At 54.1% G+C, this 17,969-nt stretch carries 22 protein-coding genes; 10 read left to right on the top strand and 12 right to left on the bottom strand.

The genetic code is table 11. The annotated features are described in order from the left end of the window. Positions 1 to 4: 4 nt before the first annotated feature. From ptsN to ACQGXV_RS15470, 9 genes are all read right to left on the bottom strand, one after another. Positions 5 to 478, bottom strand: coding sequence for a PTS IIA-like nitrogen regulatory protein PtsN (ptsN, locus tag ACQGXV_RS15510; RefSeq protein WP_264625263.1), 474 nt, complete (start codon positions 476 to 478; stop codon positions 5 to 7). 90 nt (positions 479 to 568) lie between these two features. After that, a complete protein-coding gene (hpf, locus tag ACQGXV_RS15505) occupies positions 569 to 856 on the bottom strand; it encodes a ribosome hibernation promoting factor (protein WP_440866848.1) in 288 nt (95 codons plus the stop codon). A 23-nt stretch (positions 857 to 879) separates the two neighbouring features. Next, on the bottom strand, positions 880 to 2,313 hold the full coding sequence (rpoN, locus tag ACQGXV_RS15500; protein ID WP_440866847.1) for an RNA polymerase factor sigma-54: 1,434 nt from the start codon (positions 2,311 to 2,313) through the stop codon (positions 880 to 882). Between the two features lie 51 nt (positions 2,314 to 2,364). Then, on the bottom strand, positions 2,365 to 3,090 hold the full coding sequence (gene lptB, locus ACQGXV_RS15495; protein ID WP_196908458.1) for an LPS export ABC transporter ATP-binding protein: 726 nt from the start codon (positions 3,088 to 3,090) through the stop codon (positions 2,365 to 2,367). A 3-nt stretch (positions 3,091 to 3,093) separates the two neighbouring features. Continuing rightward, positions 3,094 to 3,672, bottom strand: a complete 579-nt coding sequence (gene lptA, locus ACQGXV_RS15490) for a lipopolysaccharide ABC transporter substrate-binding protein LptA (RefSeq protein WP_440866846.1) — start codon at positions 3,670 to 3,672, stop codon at positions 3,094 to 3,096. Next, complete coding sequence (gene lptC / locus ACQGXV_RS15485) at positions 3,653 to 4,219, bottom strand: LPS export ABC transporter periplasmic protein LptC (RefSeq protein ID WP_222159211.1); 567 nt, start codon at positions 4,217 to 4,219, stop codon at positions 3,653 to 3,655. The genes lptA and lptC overlap by 20 nt, the downstream gene beginning before the upstream one ends. A 96-nt stretch (positions 4,220 to 4,315) precedes the next feature. Then, positions 4,316 to 4,882 (bottom strand): 3-deoxy-manno-octulosonate-8-phosphatase KdsC, encoded by a 567-nt coding sequence (gene kdsC / locus ACQGXV_RS15480; protein ID WP_440867447.1) that lies wholly within the window; start codon positions 4,880 to 4,882, stop codon positions 4,316 to 4,318. A gap of 66 nt (positions 4,883 to 4,948) precedes the next feature. Further along, the gene (gene kdsD, locus ACQGXV_RS15475) at positions 4,949 to 5,935 is read right to left on the bottom strand and encodes an arabinose-5-phosphate isomerase KdsD (protein WP_440866845.1); all 987 of its coding nucleotides are present in this window, start codon (positions 5,933 to 5,935) and stop codon (positions 4,949 to 4,951) included. A gap of 51 nt (positions 5,936 to 5,986) precedes the next feature. Further along, the gene (locus ACQGXV_RS15470) at positions 5,987 to 6,958 is read right to left on the bottom strand and encodes a calcium/sodium antiporter (protein WP_440866844.1); all 972 of its coding nucleotides are present in this window, start codon (positions 6,956 to 6,958) and stop codon (positions 5,987 to 5,989) included. A gap of 304 nt (positions 6,959 to 7,262) precedes the next feature. On the opposite strand from ACQGXV_RS15470, the gene mlaF reads away from it, so the two are divergent. From mlaF to murA, 7 genes are all read left to right on the top strand, one after another. Then, positions 7,263 to 8,075, top strand: a complete 813-nt coding sequence (gene mlaF / locus ACQGXV_RS15465; RefSeq protein ID WP_440866843.1) for a phospholipid ABC transporter ATP-binding protein MlaF — start codon at positions 7,263 to 7,265, stop codon at positions 8,073 to 8,075. A 7-nt stretch (positions 8,076 to 8,082) separates the two neighbouring features. Then, positions 8,083 to 8,865 carry a lipid asymmetry maintenance ABC transporter permease subunit MlaE gene (gene mlaE / locus ACQGXV_RS15460; protein ID WP_440866842.1) on the top strand — a complete coding sequence of 261 codons (783 nt, stop codon included), beginning with the start codon at positions 8,083 to 8,085 and terminating at the stop codon, positions 8,863 to 8,865. Between the two features lie 4 nt (positions 8,866 to 8,869). Then, positions 8,870 to 9,436: an outer membrane lipid asymmetry maintenance protein MlaD gene (gene mlaD, locus ACQGXV_RS15455; protein ID WP_440866841.1), complete on the top strand. Its 567-nt coding sequence runs from the start codon at positions 8,870 to 8,872 to the stop codon at positions 9,434 to 9,436. Between the two features lie 16 nt (positions 9,437 to 9,452). Then, complete coding sequence (gene mlaC, locus ACQGXV_RS15450; RefSeq protein ID WP_440866840.1) at positions 9,453 to 10,085, top strand: phospholipid-binding protein MlaC; 633 nt, start codon at positions 9,453 to 9,455, stop codon at positions 10,083 to 10,085. Then, complete coding sequence (gene mlaB, locus ACQGXV_RS15445) at positions 10,078 to 10,371, top strand: lipid asymmetry maintenance protein MlaB (RefSeq protein WP_440866839.1); 294 nt, start codon at positions 10,078 to 10,080, stop codon at positions 10,369 to 10,371. The genes mlaC and mlaB overlap by 8 nt, the downstream gene beginning before the upstream one ends. Positions 10,372 to 10,513: 142 nt before the next feature. Then, entirely contained in the window at positions 10,514 to 10,768 is a 255-nt protein-coding gene (ibaG, locus tag ACQGXV_RS15440) for a BolA family iron metabolism protein IbaG (RefSeq protein ID WP_222159220.1), read from the top strand. A gap of 51 nt (positions 10,769 to 10,819) precedes the next feature. After that, entirely contained in the window at positions 10,820 to 12,085 is a 1,266-nt protein-coding gene (gene murA / locus ACQGXV_RS15435; RefSeq protein ID WP_440866838.1) for a UDP-N-acetylglucosamine 1-carboxyvinyltransferase, read from the top strand. Positions 12,086 to 12,131: 46 nt separating this feature from the next. On the opposite strand, the gene degS is transcribed toward murA, so the two are convergent. The 3 genes from degS to zapG form a co-directional block, all read right to left on the bottom strand. Continuing rightward, positions 12,132 to 13,226, bottom strand: a complete 1,095-nt coding sequence (gene degS, locus ACQGXV_RS15430; protein ID WP_440867446.1) for an outer membrane-stress sensor serine endopeptidase DegS — start codon at positions 13,224 to 13,226, stop codon at positions 12,132 to 12,134. A gap of 102 nt (positions 13,227 to 13,328) precedes the next feature. Further along, entirely contained in the window at positions 13,329 to 14,699 is a 1,371-nt protein-coding gene (gene degQ / locus ACQGXV_RS15425) for a serine endoprotease DegQ (RefSeq protein ID WP_440866837.1), read from the bottom strand. A 229-nt stretch (positions 14,700 to 14,928) separates the two neighbouring features. Then, on the bottom strand, positions 14,929 to 15,333 hold the full coding sequence (gene zapG / locus ACQGXV_RS15420) for a Z-ring associated protein ZapG (RefSeq protein ID WP_222159224.1): 405 nt from the start codon (positions 15,331 to 15,333) through the stop codon (positions 14,929 to 14,931). A gap of 235 nt (positions 15,334 to 15,568) precedes the next feature. Between zapG and zapE the strand changes: the two genes are divergently transcribed. From zapE to rpsI, 3 genes are all read left to right on the top strand, one after another. Then, on the top strand, positions 15,569 to 16,720 hold the full coding sequence (zapE, locus tag ACQGXV_RS15415) for a cell division protein ZapE (protein ID WP_440866835.1): 1,152 nt from the start codon (positions 15,569 to 15,571) through the stop codon (positions 16,718 to 16,720). A gap of 247 nt (positions 16,721 to 16,967) precedes the next feature. Further along, positions 16,968 to 17,396: a 50S ribosomal protein L13 gene (gene rplM, locus ACQGXV_RS15410; RefSeq protein ID WP_430358560.1), complete on the top strand. Its 429-nt coding sequence runs from the start codon at positions 16,968 to 16,970 to the stop codon at positions 17,394 to 17,396. 15 nt (positions 17,397 to 17,411) lie between these two features. Continuing rightward, entirely contained in the window at positions 17,412 to 17,804 is a 393-nt protein-coding gene (gene rpsI, locus ACQGXV_RS15405; RefSeq protein ID WP_440866833.1) for a 30S ribosomal protein S9, read from the top strand. The last annotated feature ends 165 nt before the right edge of the window (positions 17,805 to 17,969 follow it).

The following is a 17,969-nucleotide window of genomic DNA, read 5'->3' as shown; positions in this document are numbered from 1 at the left end:
GGGATTAATCCCCTTCAATCATAATTTGGTAAAGCTCTTCGTCACTCTGTGCTGCCCGTAAACGCCGACACACACTTTTGTCAGCCAGACGTTTGGCGACAAGTGACAGCGTATGTAGATGGGTTTTACATTGTTCTGCGGGAACCAGCAAGGCAAAAAGCAAGTCTACGCCTTGATTATCAATAGCATCAAAGGATATTGGCTGTTCAAGCTGGATAAAGACCCCGGTGGCGCCCAAGGCGTTATCATCATCGAGTTTTCCGTGTGGGATCGCGATACCGCCGCCAATACCGGTACTGCCCATTCTTTCGCGCGTCAGCAATGCCTCGAAGATCAGCGGGGTCGGAAGGTTTAACTGCCTGGCTGCCAATTCGCTGATAATTTCCAACGCCCGTTTCTTGCTTTGGCAATGAACGGTGCTGCGGGTGCACTCTTGGCGTAATACCGCGCTGAGTTGCAAAATGGGATCGTTATTCATGGTGTGTTCACTTAACGGCCCGCTCATCTCTGCACGCCTCTGGCGCTGTGCCAGAGGCGTATTCCCTGCGCCCGGAGGCGGAGATGACGATCAGTGCTGTTTGAGTTTGTCCTTGTGTTTATTTAACTGACGCGCCAGTTTGTCGATCAACAGATCGATGGCGGCATACATGTCTTCAGATTCGGATGTGGCATGCAGTTCACCGCCATTAACGAACAGAGTAGCATCGGCAATTTGCTCCACTTTCTCCACCTTAAGCACCACGTTGATCTGGTTGATGCGATCAAAGTATTGCTCCAGCTTGGCAAGTTTTGTGTTAACGAACTCGCGTAATGCGGGTGTGATTTCGATGTGGTGTCCGGTGATATTCAGCTGCATAGCGTCTTCCTTCTCTGTAGAAATCAAACCAACTGCTTACGTTGGTTTGACGGCGGGATGGATAAAGACTCTCGGTACTTTGCGACGGTACGCCGCGCGACAATGATTCCCTGATCGGAGAGCAGCGTTGTCAACTTGCTGTCGCTCAAGGGTTTGCCGGGGTTTTCCGCCGCGATCAGTTTTTTCACCAGCGCCCGAATCGCAGTGGATGATGCCTCACCACCGCTGTCGGTATTTACATGGCTGGAGAAGAAATATTTTAGTTCGAAAATGCCACGTGGGCTGTGAAGAAATTTCTGGGTTGTGACGCGTGAGATGGTCGATTCATGCATATCAACAGCCTGAGCGATATCCGCCAGCACCATGGGTTTCATAAACTCTTCACCTTTCTCAAAGAAATCCTGCTGTTGTTCCACAATGCAGCGCGTGACCTTAAGCAGCGTATCGTTGCGGCTCTCCAGACTTTTTATCAGCCAGCGCGCCTCTTGCAGGTGGCTGCGGATAAACTGGCTGTCACTGTCGTTACGCGCGCTGTGGCCGAGCGCGGCATACTGCTGGTTAACTTGCAGGCGCGGCACGCTGTCAGTGTTGAGTTCCACCACCCAGCGCTCTTGATGTTTGCGCACCAGCACGTCGGGGATCACATACTCCGACTCGCCGGTATTGATCGATTGCCCCGGACGCGGATCGAGTGACTGAATCAACGCCAGTGCCTCTTTCAGCGCATCCTCTTTGATTCGGCTTGCGCGGATCAGCGCACGAAAATCATGGTTGGCCAGAAGGTCGAGGTATTCATTGACGATAAGTTTGGCTTCCGCCAGCCACGGGGTTTCGGGGGCAAATTGAGACAGTTGGATTTGCAGACAATCGCGCAAATCACGCGCTGCCACGCCGACCGGGTCAAAACGTTGCACGCGTTTTAACACCGCTTCCACTTCCTCAATCGTCACGTCATCGTCGCCGATGCTCTCGAGAATATCTTCCAGCGGAACGGTCAGATAACCGGTGGTGTCCACCGCATCGACAATCGACGTGGCGATAGCTGCATCGGTGTCAGAAAACGGCGTCAATTCCACCTGCCACATCAGGTAATCCTGCAACGTTTGAGTGGTTTCACCCTGATAGACAGGCAGCTCTTCGTCGCGGTAATCGGTGCCGGAGCCTGAAGGCGTGCCTGCGGAGTAGATTTCATCCCAAGTGGCGTCCAGCGGCAGCTCTTCCGGCATATCTTTTTGCTCAATGGCTTCGCGCGTATCCAGCGATTCGCTGTCACTCGTTTCCTGAGTATCGATTTCATCGTGGCTATCGGTTTGTTCAAGCAACGGGTTGCTTTCCAGCGCTTGTTGGATCTCTTGCTGGAGTTCAAGCGTAGACAACTGAAGCAGACGAATCGCTTGCTGAAGTTGTGGCGTCATGGCCAGTTGTTTACTTAGCCTGAGTTGCAAACCTTGCTTCATAACTCGTGTCACTTTCCCTTAAATGGAACGCCCATTGCAAACGTTACAGTATCAAAGTCGGAAGCCTTCGCCCAGATAGACGCGTTTCACCTGCTCATCCTCCAGGATTTCGCTGGGTGAACCGTGGGAAATAAGCTGCCCCTGACTGACGATATAGGCGCGCTCGCACACATCCAACGTTTCACGCACGTTGTGATCGGTAATCAGCACGCCCAGGCCGCTGTCGCGCAGGTGCTCAATAATTTTTTTTATGTCGAGCACCGAGATCGGATCGACACCGGCAAAGGGTTCATCCAGCAAAATAAATTTGGGATTGGCCGCTAGTGCACGAGCGATCTCTACGCGACGACGTTCGCCGCCGGACAAGGATTGTCCCAGACTATCGCGTAAATGAATAATATGGAATTCTTCCATTAACTCATTGGCGCGATCGTCCTGCTGTTCCGGCGTCAGGTCTTTGCGAATCTGCAAGACGGCCATCAGGTTGTCATAGACGCTCAAACGGCGAAAAATCGAGGCTTCCTGCGGCAAATAGCCGATGCCGCGGCGTGCGCGTTCGTGCAAGGGCAACAGGCTTATCTCTTCATCATCAATCACGATCCGCCCGGAATCGCGCTGGACAATGCCGACAACCATATAGAATGTCGTGGTTTTTCCCGCACCATTCGGCCCGAGCAACCCGACAATTTCACCGGAGTTGACCGTTAAACTTACGTTTTCGACCACGCGACGGCCCTTGTAGGCCTTCGCCAGGTTTTCTGCGATTAATGTTGCCATAGGTTATTCAGCTGCCTGTGGTTGCTGCTTGGCTTTTTGAGACGACGGTGCGGCGGCCTTGCCGTTCTTTTCCTTTAGCTGAGAGGGGACCAGCACGGTCGTTACACTCCCGCCTTTATCACCCAACGCCTCCATCTGCTGCTGTTTCACCAGATAGGTGATGCGATCGCCCTTCACGTTGCTATCCAGTTGTTCCAGATACGCATTACCCGTCAGCGTGATCTTATCTTGCGCCAGTTCATAGCGCACTTTCTGTGCGCGGCCTTTCACCGGCTTGCCGTTATCTTGCATCTGGTAGAAGGTAACCGGATTACCAAAGGCTTCAATCACTTCCTGGCCCTGCGATCCCTGTGGGCGCGTGACCACAACTTTTTCGGCCTTCACATCGATGGTGCCTTGTTTTACAGTGACATTGCCGGTGAAAGTGACGGTATTGCCCTGCATGTCCAATGACTGCTGCGCGGAATCAATGTGAATCAGCTGACTGGTGTCTCCTGTCACAGCAAGGGCAGGCAGGCTTGCTGCTAACAGGGCGCTGGCAATGGCCGCGTGGCGCCAGACGTTATTGGTGTTGAATTTCATAAGAGGTTTTTACCTTTTCAATCAATTCGGCAGTTTTGTTACGCAAATTACCTCGCATTTTCATCCCATTCGAGAGGAAACTTGCTCCAAACAGTGTCACCTCATCATCGGAGGCGATGTCCTGTGTCACCAGGTTAACTTGCGCATTATCGGTTTTTATCTGCCGTAATTGTGAGTCATTGGTCAGACTGTTGACTTCCACATGCCCGTATAAGAACAACATTTTATCTTTGGTCAGCTTGGCGCGGTCGGCTTGCACCGACCAGGTGGCGACACCTTGTTCGTTGAACAGCGTAGCGACAGGCGCGGTAAACCAGGTAAGCTGTTCCGCGTTAAAATACTCTACTCTTTGCGCCACGAGTCGATAGTTCAGGCCACCCTGTGGGTTAAACACGCGCGTGGTGGTTTCATCGCTGGTGTAGGTCGGCACCGCATTGTCCTGGGTTTCCGTTTGTGGCGCGCTGTCCTGATCCGTCAGGTTCCAGCCAATCAGGATCAATACAATGAGCGCCAATAGCGCGGTTAGCCAACGCTTCGTCTTATTCATAATAAAAACGTACTCATGGTCATCGCAAACTCATGCCGTAGCAAATTCGTGCCCTGACAAACGGGCGGCGATAGCCCCTTTGCCATGACGATATTGTCATACCGATAGCCCTTTGGCGTCGTCCAACTTACCCTGCGCCAGCAGAATAAGGTCGCACAGTTCGCGTACCGCACCGCGCCCACCGGGAATGTTGGTCACGTAGTCCGCCTTGGGCAGCAGCAGAGGGTGGGCATCTGCCACGGCGACGCTAAGGCCTACCTGCGCCATCACCGGCCAGTCAATCAAATCGTCACCAATATAGGCAACCTGATTGGCGTTAAGCGACAGTGTATCTAACAGTTCACGGAAGGCCAAAATCTTATCTGACTGTCCCTGATAAAGATGGGTGATACCCAGCGTGCGGCAGCGGTCTTCCACCAGTGGCGCAGAGCGCCCGGTAGTGATGGCGACCTCGATGCCGGACGTTAGCAGACAGCGAATCCCATAACCGTCGCGCACGTTAAACGCCTTCAGTTCTTCCCCCTGATTGCCCATGTAGATAAGGCCGTCAGAGAGCACGCCGTCAACATCGCAAATCAGCAACTTGATGGCTTGCGCCTTTTCCAATACCCGATCCGCGACGGGGCCGTAGCACGTGCCGGTTTGCGCTTGGGGGTTATTCATAAACACATATCCTTGATATCACCCTTCTTTCTTTAGGGATCGCCAGAAAGACGATCCCGTTAACTGTCACACCACGCCAGCGCGCAGCATATCATGCATATGGACGATACCGACCAGTCGATCGGATTGTGCCACCAGCAGCGAGGTAATATGGCGCGACTGCATCAGATTGAGCGCATCCACCGCCAAGGTATTGGGAGTGACCCGAATACCGCCTGCGGTCATCAGATCGGCGATACGCGCTTCATTGAGGTTGATCTGCATATCAAAGATGCGGCGCAGGTCACCGTCGGTGAAGATGCCTTCGATCGTCATGTCCGGCGTGCAAATCACGGTCATACCGAAACTCTTGCGGGTGATCTCCACCAGCGCATCACGCAACGAGGCGTCTCGGGTAACGTTGGGGATCTCGTCTCCGGTATGCATGATATCCGCAACGCGCAGCAAAAGTTTGCGGCCCAGTGCGCCACCGGGGTGAGAAAGGGCAAAATCTTCGGCGGTGAAACCCCGCGCCTGTAGCAAGGCGACGGCAAGCGCATCGCCCATCACCAGCGTGGCCGTGGTGCTGGAAGTGGGTACAAGCCCCAACGGGCAGGCTTCCTGCGGCACATGGACACAGAGATGAATATCGGCCGCTTTACCCATGGTGCTCTCTGGGTTGCTGGTGATGAAAATCAGAAACACACCCAGACGTTTGAGCACCGGGATCAGCGCCAGAATTTCATTGGACTCACCCGAATTGGATATGGCGATCACGATATCTTGCGCGGTGATCATGCCGAGGTCACCGTGGCTGGCCTCACCGGGATGAACAAAAAACGAGGGGGTGCCGGTGCTGGCGAAGGTTGCCGCCATCTTGCAGCCGATATGCCCGGATTTCCCCATTCCCATTACTACCACTTTGCCCTGGCAATGGAACATGGTGCGACAAGCGCGGGTGAAGTTGTCATCGATATACTGGTCCAGATGGGCCAACCCGTCGCGTTCGATAGCGAGCACGTGTCGGCCCGCCTGTTGGAAATCGAAATCGGGCTGTTGTTCAACGTTGGACATAACGGTTAATCCTGACTATTTGAGTTTTCCAAGAAAACGAGTCGTGCGCCGCTAATACAGCAAAAACAGCGTCGCAAGGTAAGCAATAAACATACACAGTAACAGCGCGCCAGCACCTTGCCCGATAGAGCGTTTTTTGCGCAGGCAGAGCAGCGTCAGCAGCAGACTGGCTCCCAGCATTACCCCGTAATCGCGTTGAAATGCCAGTGGGTTCACCGCACCGGGTGACAGCAGCGCCGGGACACCAAGCACGATAACCAGATTGAAGACGTTTGACCCAATCAGGTTACCCAGCGCGATATCATCCTCTTTTTTCAGCGTGCCGACGATGGCTGTGGCCAGTTCCGGCAGGCTGGTGCCGATCGCCAGCACCGTTAGCCCAATGGTCAGCTCATCAAATGCGAAATGACGTGCGATCACCGTGGCATTGTCAATCACGATACGTGCCGCCATCGGCAAAATAATCAATCCCAGCAGCAACCAGAGAACGGCAACCGTCTGATTACCGTCAGCCTGTGCCTGCGGCAGCTCCGCCAGTTGTTCGCGCGTCAGGCTGTCGCTGCCGCTCTGTTGAGCCTGGCGTGCCATGCGCAGCATCAGTACGATCCAGGCACCCGCCGCCGAGAGCAGCATGACGCCGTCAAGCCGACTGAGATAGCCATTGTAAAGCACACCGCCGCTTAACAGCGTGATCAACAGCATGGGGAGTAGTTCACGCCGCAGCAGATCGGAACGAAAGGTCAAGGGGCGAATCAGGGCAGCGCTGCCGAGGATTAGCATGATATTGGCGATATTCGACCCTAATACGTTACCGACCGCCATGTCCATTTGCTGGTTCAGGCCCGCCGTCACCGACACCGCTAACTCTGGCAGTGAGGTGCCGATGCCAACAATCATCACGCCGATAATCAAAGGAGAAACGCCCCACACACGGGCAAGAACGGCTGCGCCATACACTAAACGGTCAGCACCATAAACCAAAAGAAACAGGCCAATAACCAGCAGAACTATCGCAAAAAGCATGCAGCGTCCTTTATTCGGGTATAATCACCGGCTCATAAAGCAATGAAGCGGTGCGCGGACGAATGTCGAGCAAAAATTGCGTTGCATCGTATAGGGGTAATTTTGTCTGTCTGGGCAGAAAAAGTAAAACCTATGGCAGACCAGAACCCGCCCTTTTCGGTAAGAATTGTCGGTAATATTTTGTAAAAATCGGGCTTTGCCTGAAACCTGCCGTTAAGCTTGATAGGAAATGCAACGGTTGTTGCACGTCATGGACGTATAACAGCGACGATCGTCAAGGGGAGTGAGTGAAGGAAAAGATCGCATGAACCAAGATGCTACTCATCTGGTCGAAATTCGTGGGCTCAATTTTTTGCGCGGCGAGCGGCCCATTTTCACCGATGTTTCATTAACCGTACCCAAAGGGAAGGTCACCGCTATCATGGGACCCTCCGGTATCGGTAAAACCACATTGCTGCGCCTGATTGGCGGTCAGCTTCAGCCGGACAGCGGCGAGATCTGGTTTGACGGAGAGAATATTCCAACGCTCTCCCGTTCCCGATTGTATGACGTGCGTAAGAAGATGAGCATGTTGTTTCAGTCTGGCGCGCTGTTCACCGATCTTACCGTGTTTGAGAACGTTGCCTGGCCGCTGCGGGAACATACCCAACTGCCCGAAGCGCTGTTACGTAGTACGGTACTGATGAAACTGGAGGCGGTCGGGTTACGCGGTGCGGCCAACCTGATGCCTTCAGAGCTGTCCGGAGGGATGGCTCGCCGTGCCGCATTGGCCCGCGCCATTGCGCTCGATCCGCAAATGATCATGTTCGACGAACCGTTTGTCGGCCAGGATCCGATCACCATGGGCGTGTTGGTTAAGCTTATCGATGAACTGAACCATGCGCTGGGCATCACCTGCGTGGTGGTCTCCCATGACGTGCCGGAAGTGCTGAGCATCGCAGATTATGCCTATATCGTGGCAGATCAACACATCGTTGCGCACGGCTCGGTGGAGGCGCTGCGTGCGAATACCGATCCTCGGGTACGGCAATTTATTGACGGCATTGCCGATGGTCCCGTGCCGTTTCGCTTCCCTGCTGGTGACTACAAAACCAGCCTGTTAGGCTCTGGGAGTTAATCAATTCATGCTACGAGAAGCATTGGCGTCGTTGGGACGTCAGGGAATCCGGTCCTGTGCTGCCTTCGGTCGTGCCGGGTTCATGTTGTTTAATGCGCTGGTGGGCCGTCCCGAACTGCGCAAGCAAGGCCCGCTGTTGCTTAAGCAGCTGCACAGCGTTGGGGTGCAGTCACTCTTGATCATTCTGGTATCCGGTCTGTTTATCGGTATGGCGCTGGGGCTGCAAGGGTATCTTGTTCTGACTACCTACAGCGCTGAGGCCAGCCTGGGCATGATGGTGGCGCTCTCTTTGCTGCGCGAACTGGGGCCGGTGGTTACCGCGCTGTTGTTTGCTGGCCGTGCAGGCTCGGCGCTGACGGCGGAAATCGGCCTGATGAAAGCCACCGAGCAGCTTTCCAGTATGGAGATGATGGCGGTAGACCCACTGCAGCGCGTAGTGGCCCCGCGTTTCTGGGCCGGACTTATCAGTATGCCGCTGCTGACGATCATTTTCGTGGCGGTCGGTATCTGGGGCGGGGCGTTGGTTGGGGTGAACTGGAAGGGTATCGATGATGGCTTATTCTGGTCAGCGATGCAGGGCGCCGTAGAGTGGCGCAAAGATCTGCTTAACTGCGTGATCAAAAGTGTGGTATTTGCGATTACCGTGACCTGGATTGCGTTGTTCAATGGCTATGATGCGATCCCGACCTCTGAGGGGATCAGCCGGGCGACGACGCGCACGGTAGTGCATTCGTCATTGGCGGTATTGGGATTGGATTTTGTGCTGACAGCACTGATGTTTGGGAACTGAGTCGATGCAAACAAAGCGAAGTGAAATCTGGGTTGGCGTATTCCTGTTGATCGCCCTGGGCGCCATTATTTTTCTCTGTTTGAAAGTCGCCGACATGAAGTCTATCGGTATCGAACAGACCTACCGGTTGTACGCCACGTTTGACAATATCGGTGGCCTGAAAGCGCGTTCTCCGATCAAAGTCGGCGGTGTGGTGATTGGCCGCGTTGCCGATATTTCATTGGATACTAAAACCTATTTGCCGCGCGTTGCCATGGATATCCAACGCCGGTACGACCATATTCCTGATACCAGTTCGCTGGCGATCCGCACCTCCGGGCTGCTGGGCGAACAGTATCTGGCGCTGAATATTGGCTTCGAAGATGAAGAAATGGGCACCAATATCCTCGCCGATGGCGGTGTGATTCAGGACACCAAATCCGCCATGGTACTGGAGGACTTAATCGGACAATTCCTCTATAAGAGCGGAGGAGATAGCGCCGACAATACGGTGAAAACGGAATCTGTGCCGCAAAACGAACCGGCATTGACGCCAGCGCCGTCTGCTCCTGCGTCGGGCGCAGCACAATAATCAAGAGGACATCTGCATGTTAAAACGTTTACTGATGGTGGCACTGCTGGTCGTGGCACCTCTCGCCAGCGCGGCGGATCAAACCAATCCTTATCGTTTGATGAACGATGCGGCGGAGAAGACCTTTTCGCGTCTGAAAACGGAACAGCCGCGCATCAAGCAGGATCCGAACTACTTGCGTCAAATCGTGCAAGAAGAGCTGCTGCCGTATGTGCAGATTCGCTATGCAGGGGCATTGGTTCTGGGCCGCTACTACAAAGAAGCGACGCCGGCGCAGCGGGATGCCTATTTCAAGGCGTTCGAAGCCTATTTAGCGCAAGCATACGGTCAGGCGATGGCGCTGTATTACGGGCAGAACTACCAGATTGCGCCAGAACAGCCGCTGGGCACTGCGGATATCATTCCCATCCGCGTGACCATTCTTGACAACGGTGGCCGCCCACCGGTGCGTCTGGATTTTCAATGGCGTAAAAACAGCCAGACCGGTAACTGGCAGGCTTACGACATGATTGCCGAAGGAGTGAGCATGATCACCACCAAGCAAAACGAATGGGCAGCCATTTTGCGTCAACAGGGCGTTGATGGGTTAACCAAGCAGTTGGAAGCCTCCGCGCGTCAGCCGATTACGCTGGAGCAGAAAAATGGCTGAGGCTCTGCGCTGGACGTCGCAAGACACGACGCTGGCGCTGTCCGGCGATTTGGATCGCGATTCCCTGCTGCCGTTTTGGCAGCAGCGAGAGACCTTGCTGAAGGGTAAGCAGGCGCTGGATATCGCGGCGCTGGACCGAGTGGATTCCGCCGGGCTGGCGCTGTTGGTGCATCTCTATCAACAGCAGTGCCGCTCAGCGCCATCCTTCGCCATTTCTGGTGCCAGTGAACGGGTAAAAACGTTAATTGCGCTGTATAACCTCAACGATATTATTCCCGTCGTTTGATTTTTTTCTTTACCTTTCCCGCGTATAGATGAAAACCGCCCTCTTAGCTTACGCCAAGAGGGATTTCTTTGTTTAAGAAAACGGCGTATTCATCTAAGATACACGGCTGATAATCCTCCCCCTGAACACAGAATTGAGAGCGATGGAAAATAACGAGATCGAAGAGGTGCTGATGAAGGCACTCGCACTGCAAGAAGTCCACGTCACGGGCGATGGCAGCCACTTTCAGGTCGTCGCTGTGGGGGATATTTTTGCTGGTATGCGTCGTGTCAAACAGCAGCAGACCGTATACGCGCCCTTGATGGAGTACATTGCGGACAACCGCATTCATGCGCTTTCCATCAAGGCCTATACACCGGAAGAATGGCAGCGCGATCGTAAGCTGAACGGCTTTTAAGCGAGAGCAGTGCGCCCTGGAATATTTTTAGCAAGCTGAGAACCTGTAACTATGGACAAATTTCGTGTGCAGGGTCCTACCCGGCTCACTGGTGAAGTCACTATCTCCGGGGCGAAAAATGCCGCCCTGCCCATCCTGTTCGCGGCCCTGCTGGCGGAAGCGCCAGTAGAAATCCAAAATATTCCCAAGCTGCGTGATATCGATACCACGATGAAGCTGCTTAGCCAGTTAGGTGCTCACGTGATGCGCAATGGTTCGGTGCATGTGGATGCCCGTGACGTTAACGTATTTTGTGCGCCTTACGATCTGGTGAAAACCATGCGCGCTTCTATCTGGGCTTTGGGTCCGCTGGTTGCGCGTTTCGGTCAGGGTCAGGTCTCACTGCCCGGCGGCTGCGCGATTGGCGCACGTCCGGTCGATCTGCACATTACCGGGCTGGAGCAACTTGGTGCCAAGATCGTGCTGGAAGAGGGCTATGTCAAAGCCACGGTTGACGGACGTTTGCAGGGCGCGCATATCGTCATGGATAAAGTCAGCGTCGGTGCAACCGTCACTATCATGACGGCGGCAACGCTGGCTGAAGGCACCACCATTATCGAAAACGCCGCGCGCGAGCCGGAAATTGTCGATACGGCAGGCTTCCTGAATGCCATGGGTGCCAAAATCACCGGCGCTGGCAGCGACAAGATCGTTATCGAAGGCGTTGAGCGTCTGGGTGGCGGCGTTTACCGCGTGCTGCCAGACCGTATCGAAACCGGTACGTTCCTGGTGGCGGCAGCGGTCTCTCGTGGCAGCATTGTGTGCCGCAACACGCGCCCGGATACGCTGGATGCCGTGCTGGCAAAATTGAGTGACGCAGGCGCGGATATCGAAGTGGGTGAAGACTGGATCAGCCTGGATATGCATGGTAAACGCCCGAAAGCGGTTACCGTGCGTACCTCTCCGCATCCTGGCTTCCCGACCGATATGCAGGCGCAGTTCAGCCTGCTGAATCTGGTGGCGGAAGGCACCGGTGTTATCACCGAAACCATCTTTGAAAACCGCTTTATGCACGTGCCGGAACTGATTCGTATGGGTGCGCAGGCAGAGATTGAGAGTAACACCGTGATTTGCCACGGTGTTGATATGCTTTCTGGCGCTCAGGTGATGGCGACCGATCTGCGCGCATCAGCCAGTCTGGTGCTGGCGGGTTGCATCGCGGAAGGCACAACTCTCGTCGATCGCATCTATCACATCGATCGTGGCTACGAACGCATTGAAGATAAACTGCGCGGGTTAGGTGCGAACATCGAACGTGTGAGTGGCAACGACGCGTAATCGTGTTTCAGTATGAGCAGCCGTGCTGCTGCTCATACTGGCAACGTTAGCTTTCCGGAAACTCCTGAATCGTCACCGACAGCGTCATCTCCTGATCGCCGCGGCGAATGGCTACCGGAACGGCAGTGCCGGGACGAACTTCAGCCACCTGATCCATGGTTTCAATCACTGAGACGGCGGGCTTGCCGTTCATGGTCAGCAGCACGTCACCTTTTTTCATGCCGCCTTTATCCGCAGGCCCACCGGGTTCGACATTCATCACGATCACACCTTGCAGGCGTTTATTGCCGTCCAGCGTGCTATTGGGTGATAGCCCTTCTGCTTGTGCACCGTTAATGCCGATATAGCCGCGCACCACGCGACCATCGCGAATCAGTTTTCCCATCACCTTGGTGGCCAGCGCTACCGGGATGGCGAAGCCAATCCCTTCCGGTGTTTCTCCGGCGCTACCTTTATCAAAGGTCAGCGTGTTGATGCCAACCAGTTCACCTAGCGTGTTGACCAACGCACCGCCAGAGTTACCGTGGTTGATGGAGGCATCGGTTTGCAGGAAATTCTGACGCCCACCAAAGCCGGAACCCGATCCGTCCATCAAACTCAACCCCACGCGGCCGGTGGCGCTGATAATGCCTTGAGTCACGGTTTGCCCCAGGTTGTAAGGGTTACCGATAGCCAGCACTACATCGCCGATGTGCGCCGTGCGTTTTTCGTTGATGGTGATAACCGGTAGGTTAGCGGCTTCCACTTTTACCACCGCCAGATCGGTCAGCTTGTCCGTGCCAATCACACTGGCCTCATAGACGCGGCCATCCTGTAACGAAATAACCAACTGCGCGATATTGTTTATCACGTGATTATTGGTCAGCACGTAGCCCTTTTCACTCATGATCACGCCAGATCCGAGCAGGCGAATATTCAGTTCTCCGTTGGTCTCGCTGCTTGACTCCCGGCTATAGACGTTAACCACCGCAGGCGCTGCGCGGCGAACGGCCTGATTATAGCTAAGCGGCACATCCTTGCTCTGGATACTGTGTGAGCGGGAAAACAGTGCGGTATTTGACCGTAGCAACGGCATGATCGCGAGCAGAATTCCCGCCACGATCGCGCCAATAATGGCGGAGCGAAAGAGTTTTGCGAGCATAAAACGCACAGGGAAGTGGATAGGTAAGCGGAGGATAACATGAGTTTACCGGACACGGCATGTACCGTGTCCGATTTTATAGTATTGAGACAATATATTGTATTAGCGTAACAGCAGGTAAATCGTTTCTTCGCCACGCATCACGTTCAGCGCCAGCACGCTGGGTTTGCTTTCCAGAATTTTGCTCAATTGGGTGATGTTTTCTACCCGCTCGCGGTTAACGCCGATAATGATATCGCCTTTCTGCAAGCCCACCTGTGCAGCCGGTGTGTCTTTAGTGACGTCTTCGATTTGTACCCCTTTGCTGCCATCTTTCGCCTGACCATTGGCTAGCGATGCGCCCTGCAAGGCCGGGGACAGGCTCTCGGCGCTGGTGGCGGCAGAGGTGTTATTATCAAGAACCACGGAGAGTTCCAGCGGTTTACCTTCACGCAGCAGGCCAATTTTCACCGTTTTACCGGGCGCGGTAGTACCGATTTTGGCGCGCAGTTCAGCAAAGCTGTTGATGGGCTTACCGTCCAGTGATGTCAGCACATCACCGGCTTTGATGCCCGCTTTAGCCGCTGCTGATTTTGGTAATACTTCGCTGACGAAGGCTCCACGTTGCGCTTCCACCTTGAAAGCTTTAGCCATGTCGGCGGTCATTTCGCTGCCCTTGATGCCTAGCAGGCCGCGTTTCACTTCACCGAACTCGATAAGCTGTTGCGCCAGGTTTTGCGCCATGTTGCTGGGAATAGCAAAACCGATACCGATGTTGCCGCCGCCCGGTGCCAGGATTGCGGTGTTGATCCCAATCAGCTCGCCGTTAAGGTTAACCAGCGCACCGCCGGAGTTTCCGCGGTTAATGGAGGCATCGGTCTGGATAAAGTTTTCTAACCCTTCCAGATTCAGGCCGCTGCGACCCAACGCGGAGATGATACCCGAGGTGGCGGTTTGGCCGAGTCCGAACGGGTTACCCACGGCAACGGCGAAATCCCCGACGCGCAGTTGGTCAGAGTCCGCCATTTTAACTTCTTGCAGATTCTTGGCATCGTTCAGTTGCAGCAGGGCGATGTCGCTTTGCTCATCGCGACCCAGCAGTTTGACTTCATATTCCCGACCGTCATTCAACTGCACGCGAATTTTATCGGCGTTGTTGATGACGTGGTTATTGGTCAGTACATACCCTTTTGCCGCATCGATAATCACGCCGGAACCGAGGCCTTCAAACGGGCGACTGTTCTGCTTGCCTGACGGTGCATTCGGGCCAAAGAAGAATTTAAACTCTTCCGGTACACGTTGGCGCTGCGTTTGTGTGCCTTCCACATGCACGCTGACCACAGCAGGCAGCACCTTTTCCAACATCGGTGCCAGACTGGGTAACTGTTGACCTTCCACCACGGCGGGCAGGGCGGCAAATGCTGCTGGAAGCGATGACAATGCCAAGCTCATGCTTACTGCCAGTGCGCTGAATAATAATGATTTTTTCTTCATTTGACGTTATCTCTCACAACCTGCGAACCATCGACAGTATGTCGATTATGAATAAAACGATGATATATAAACTTAAACGGCTGGTGAAGAGTCGACCAGCGAATAACGTGTAAAGTTCACTGCTCTTTCGTCAAGGGAATGTAACTATCGTCAAACTGTGCAGGGAAGGGGTATCGGGGATGTAGGCTGCGTGAAGGATCGTGTCCTTCACGCAGTGGTGCGCAGGGGGTTATTTGCGCAGCGGGCGCTCACCGCGCAGCAGTCCTGAGGCTCCGTCTGAATAATCGCGCGGCGGCATGCCTACCGGGGCCTGATCGTTGTCTGCTTCCGCCTCGGTTAAGCGATAGCGAAACGGGTTATCCTGCATCGGCAAATCTGGCAGCAGGCTGCTAGAGCTTTTTGCCATATGCTGGTACAACTGACGGTAATCTTTTGCCATGTTGTCCAACAATTCGGCGCTGTGGGCAAAATGGCCCACCAACTCCTGACGATAGGTCTCCAGTTCGGTTTTGCTCTTTTCCAACTCGCTTTGCAGCGCTTGTTGCTGCCGCAGTTTAGGGTTGCCAAAGCGCATGGCGACAGCACCGATGATGATGCCGACAACTAATCCTATTAGCGCATACTCCCAAGTCATAAAGACACCTCTTTCGACGTCGTTGTCCCGTAGGGTTTTTTCACTTCATAATAGCTACTATAACCGCTAACGCCGCCCGAGTGGAGTCCCTAAACGCGACGCTGTAAGGTAATTGGGATCTATTTCAGGTGATATCATGGAAAAATGCGACGATCGCGGAGCGAATCGCCGTCAACGGGCGATAAAACACGACTAACTTTTTTTCGGAAAATGACGGATGAAAGGAGAATCCGAGATGATACAACCGACAACGCTGCCGCTTGCTGGGCCACTGGCGCACTATCAGCAGGCAGTGGCGGCGGGCGAGTATCAGCCTGATGAAGTACAACGGCAAACGGTAATTGCGCTGCACGGTATTTATCAGGCCTTGCAAGGGCGCGACGCATCGCAGGAGACTCCCGTATCCGATGGCCGTTTTACCCGCTGGCGGCACTGGTTGGGGCTGGCGGATAAACCGCCGGTGGTCCCGGTGCAGGGGCTTTATATGTGGGGGGGCGTCGGACGCGGCAAAACCTGGCTGATGGATCTGTTTTTCCAAAGCCTGCCCACAGAGCGCAAGCTGCGGCTGCATTTTCATCGGTTTATGCTGCGCGTGCACGAGGAACTGAACCAGCTACAGGGACAACCGAACCCGATGGAACAGGTGGCCGATGGCTTTAAAGCGCAGACCGATGTGCTCTGCTTTGATGAGTTTTTCGTTACGGATATCACCGATGCCATGCTGTTGGCGGAACTGTTACGCGCGTTGTTCGCCCGCGGCGTTACATTAGTGGCCACATCCAACATTCCTCCGGATAACCTCTACCGCAACGGTCTGCAACGCAGTCGCTTTTTGCCGGCTATCGATCTTATCAAGCAGTACTGCGAGGTACGCAATGTGGATGCCGGTATCGATTATCGCCTGCGTACCCTGACGCAGGCGCATCTCTATCTGACGCCGCTGTCGTCGGAAACCGATGCTGAGATGCGTCAGATGTTCTCGCGCTTGTCTGGCCGGGCCTTCTCTGCGCCGGGGCCGGTGCTGGAGATCAACCACCGACCGATGCCGACGATCAGTGCGGGCGAGGGGGTGCTGGCCGTCGATTTTGCCACGCTGTGTCTCGATGCGCGCAGTCAGAATGACTATATTGCGCTATCGCGCCTCTACCACACGGTACTGCTGCACAACGTAACGGTGATGGGGAGCAAGGAAGAGAATGCGGCGCGCCGCTTTCTGGCATTGGTGGATGAGTTTTATGAGCGGCGGGTCAAACTGGTGATCGCCGCACAAACCTCGATGTTCGCGCTGTATCAAGGCGAGCACCTGAAATTTGAATACCAGCGCTGCCTGTCCCGACTGCAAGAGATGCAAAGTGAAGAATATTTGAGCCAACCGCACCTTGCCTGAGCGGACAACGGGGAATTTATCGCGCTTTGGTGGAAAAGAGGTCGATCTTTGCTATCGACTTCTCTATAATCTTGCGACCCCACGTTACAACGACGTTTTTTTCCCGAAACGTTAATCGCGCCGGCATGGCTATTCGAAGGGGTAGGTTTGCTGGACTAGATGCCGTGTGAACCTCGACACTTTTTTCTGAATTTATTGAAGCGTTTGGGTGTTCACCAACGTGTAACTTAAATTGGGTAAGCTTTTAATGAAAACTTTTACAGCTAAACCAGAAACCGTCAAACGCGACTGGTATGTTGTTGACGCGACCGGTAAAACTCTGGGCCGCCTGGCTACTGAACTGGCTCGCCGTCTGCGCGGTAAGCATAAAGCGGAATACACCCCGTACGTCGATACCGGTGATTACATCATCGTTCTGAACGCTGACAAAGTTGCTGTAACTGGCAACAAGCGTAACGACAAGATTTACTATCACCACACCGGCCACATCGGTGGTATCAAGCAAGCGACCTTTGAAGAGATGATTGCCCGCCGTCCTGAGCGTGTGATTGAAATCGCGGTTAAAGGCATGCTGCCGAAGGGCCCGCTCGGTCGTGCTATGTACCGTAAACTGAAAGTTTACGCAGGTAACGAGCACAACCACGCGGCACAGCAACCGCAAGTTCTGGACATTTAATCGGGATTATAGGCAATGGCTGAAAATCAATACTACGGCACTGGTCGCCGCAAAAGTTCCGCTGCTCGCGTGTTTATCAAACCGGGTAACGGCAATATCGTCATCAACCAGCGCAGCCTGGAACAGTACTTTGGTCGCGAAACTGCCCGCATGGTAGTTCGTCAACCGCTGGAACTGGTCGACATGGTTGGCAAACTGGATCTGTACATCACCGTTAAAGGTGGTGGTATTTCCGGTCAAGCGGGTGCCATTCGTCATGGTATTACCCGTGCGCTGATGGAGTACGATGTGTCTCTGCGTTCTGAACTGCGTAAAGCGGGCTTCGTTACCCGTGACGCACGTGAAGTTGAACGTAAGAAAGTCGGTCTGCGTAAAGCACGTCGCCGTCCTCAGTACTCCAAACGTTAATTTCTGGCGTTTATCGCTGCAAATCAACGCAAAAAACCCGGTGCTTGCATCGGGTTTTTTTTGTCTTGCACTCGGCTCATCGGGCTAATTCTGCCTGTATTTCACCTCATCAGATAAAAAAATAATCCTGCATTTCTGAGGGTTAGTAATGAAATTGCGCTTCTT

The sequence above is a fragment of the Symbiopectobacterium purcellii genome (assembly GCF_052050035.1).
In the GTDB taxonomy this organism is placed as follows: Bacteria; Pseudomonadota; Gammaproteobacteria; order Enterobacterales; family Enterobacteriaceae; genus Symbiopectobacterium; species Symbiopectobacterium purcellii_A.
Note: the sequence above shows the minus strand (reverse complement) of the source record. Positions and strands in the feature narration are given on the sequence as shown.

Coding starts and splice junctions, on each gene's coding strand:
- lptA (WP_440866846.1), bottom strand. CDS start 3,672: ATGAAATTCAACACCAATAACGTCTGGCGCCACGCGGCCATTGCCAGC.
- mlaB (WP_440866839.1), top strand. CDS start 10,078: ATGGCTGAGGCTCTGCGCTGGACGTCGCAAGACACGACGCTGGCGCTG.
- rplM (WP_430358560.1), top strand. CDS start 16,968: ATGAAAACTTTTACAGCTAAACCAGAAACCGTCAAACGCGACTGGTAT.
- mlaD (WP_440866841.1), top strand. CDS start 8,870: ATGCAAACAAAGCGAAGTGAAATCTGGGTTGGCGTATTCCTGTTGATC.
- kdsD (WP_440866845.1), bottom strand. CDS start 5,935: ATGTCCAACGTTGAACAACAGCCCGATTTCGATTTCCAACAGGCGGGC.
- zapG (WP_222159224.1), bottom strand. CDS start 15,333: ATGACTTGGGAGTATGCGCTAATAGGATTAGTTGTCGGCATCATCATC.
- kdsC (WP_440867447.1), bottom strand. CDS start 4,882: ATGAATAACCCCCAAGCGCAAACCGGCACGTGCTACGGCCCCGTCGCG.
- ptsN (WP_264625263.1), bottom strand. CDS start 478: ATGAATAACGATCCCATTTTGCAACTCAGCGCGGTATTACGCCAAGAG.
- ACQGXV_RS15470 (WP_440866844.1), bottom strand. CDS start 6,958: ATGCTTTTTGCGATAGTTCTGCTGGTTATTGGCCTGTTTCTTTTGGTT.
- hpf (WP_440866848.1), bottom strand. CDS start 856: ATGCAGCTGAATATCACCGGACACCACATCGAAATCACACCCGCATTA.
- murA (WP_440866838.1), top strand. CDS start 10,820: ATGGACAAATTTCGTGTGCAGGGTCCTACCCGGCTCACTGGTGAAGTC.
- lptB (WP_196908458.1), bottom strand. CDS start 3,090: ATGGCAACATTAATCGCAGAAAACCTGGCGAAGGCCTACAAGGGCCGT.
- degQ (WP_440866837.1), bottom strand. CDS start 14,699: ATGAAGAAAAAATCATTATTATTCAGCGCACTGGCAGTAAGCATGAGC.
- mlaF (WP_440866843.1), top strand. CDS start 7,263: ATGAACCAAGATGCTACTCATCTGGTCGAAATTCGTGGGCTCAATTTT.
- rpsI (WP_440866833.1), top strand. CDS start 17,412: ATGGCTGAAAATCAATACTACGGCACTGGTCGCCGCAAAAGTTCCGCT.
- lptC (WP_222159211.1), bottom strand. CDS start 4,219: ATGAATAAGACGAAGCGTTGGCTAACCGCGCTATTGGCGCTCATTGTA.
- degS (WP_440867446.1), bottom strand. CDS start 13,226: ATGCTCGCAAAACTCTTTCGCTCCGCCATTATTGGCGCGATCGTGGCG.
- zapE (WP_440866835.1), top strand. CDS start 15,569: ATGATACAACCGACAACGCTGCCGCTTGCTGGGCCACTGGCGCACTAT.
- ibaG (WP_222159220.1), top strand. CDS start 10,514: ATGGAAAATAACGAGATCGAAGAGGTGCTGATGAAGGCACTCGCACTG.
- rpoN (WP_440866847.1), bottom strand. CDS start 2,313: ATGAAGCAAGGTTTGCAACTCAGGCTAAGTAAACAACTGGCCATGACG.
- mlaC (WP_440866840.1), top strand. CDS start 9,453: ATGTTAAAACGTTTACTGATGGTGGCACTGCTGGTCGTGGCACCTCTC.
- mlaE (WP_440866842.1), top strand. CDS start 8,083: ATGCTACGAGAAGCATTGGCGTCGTTGGGACGTCAGGGAATCCGGTCC.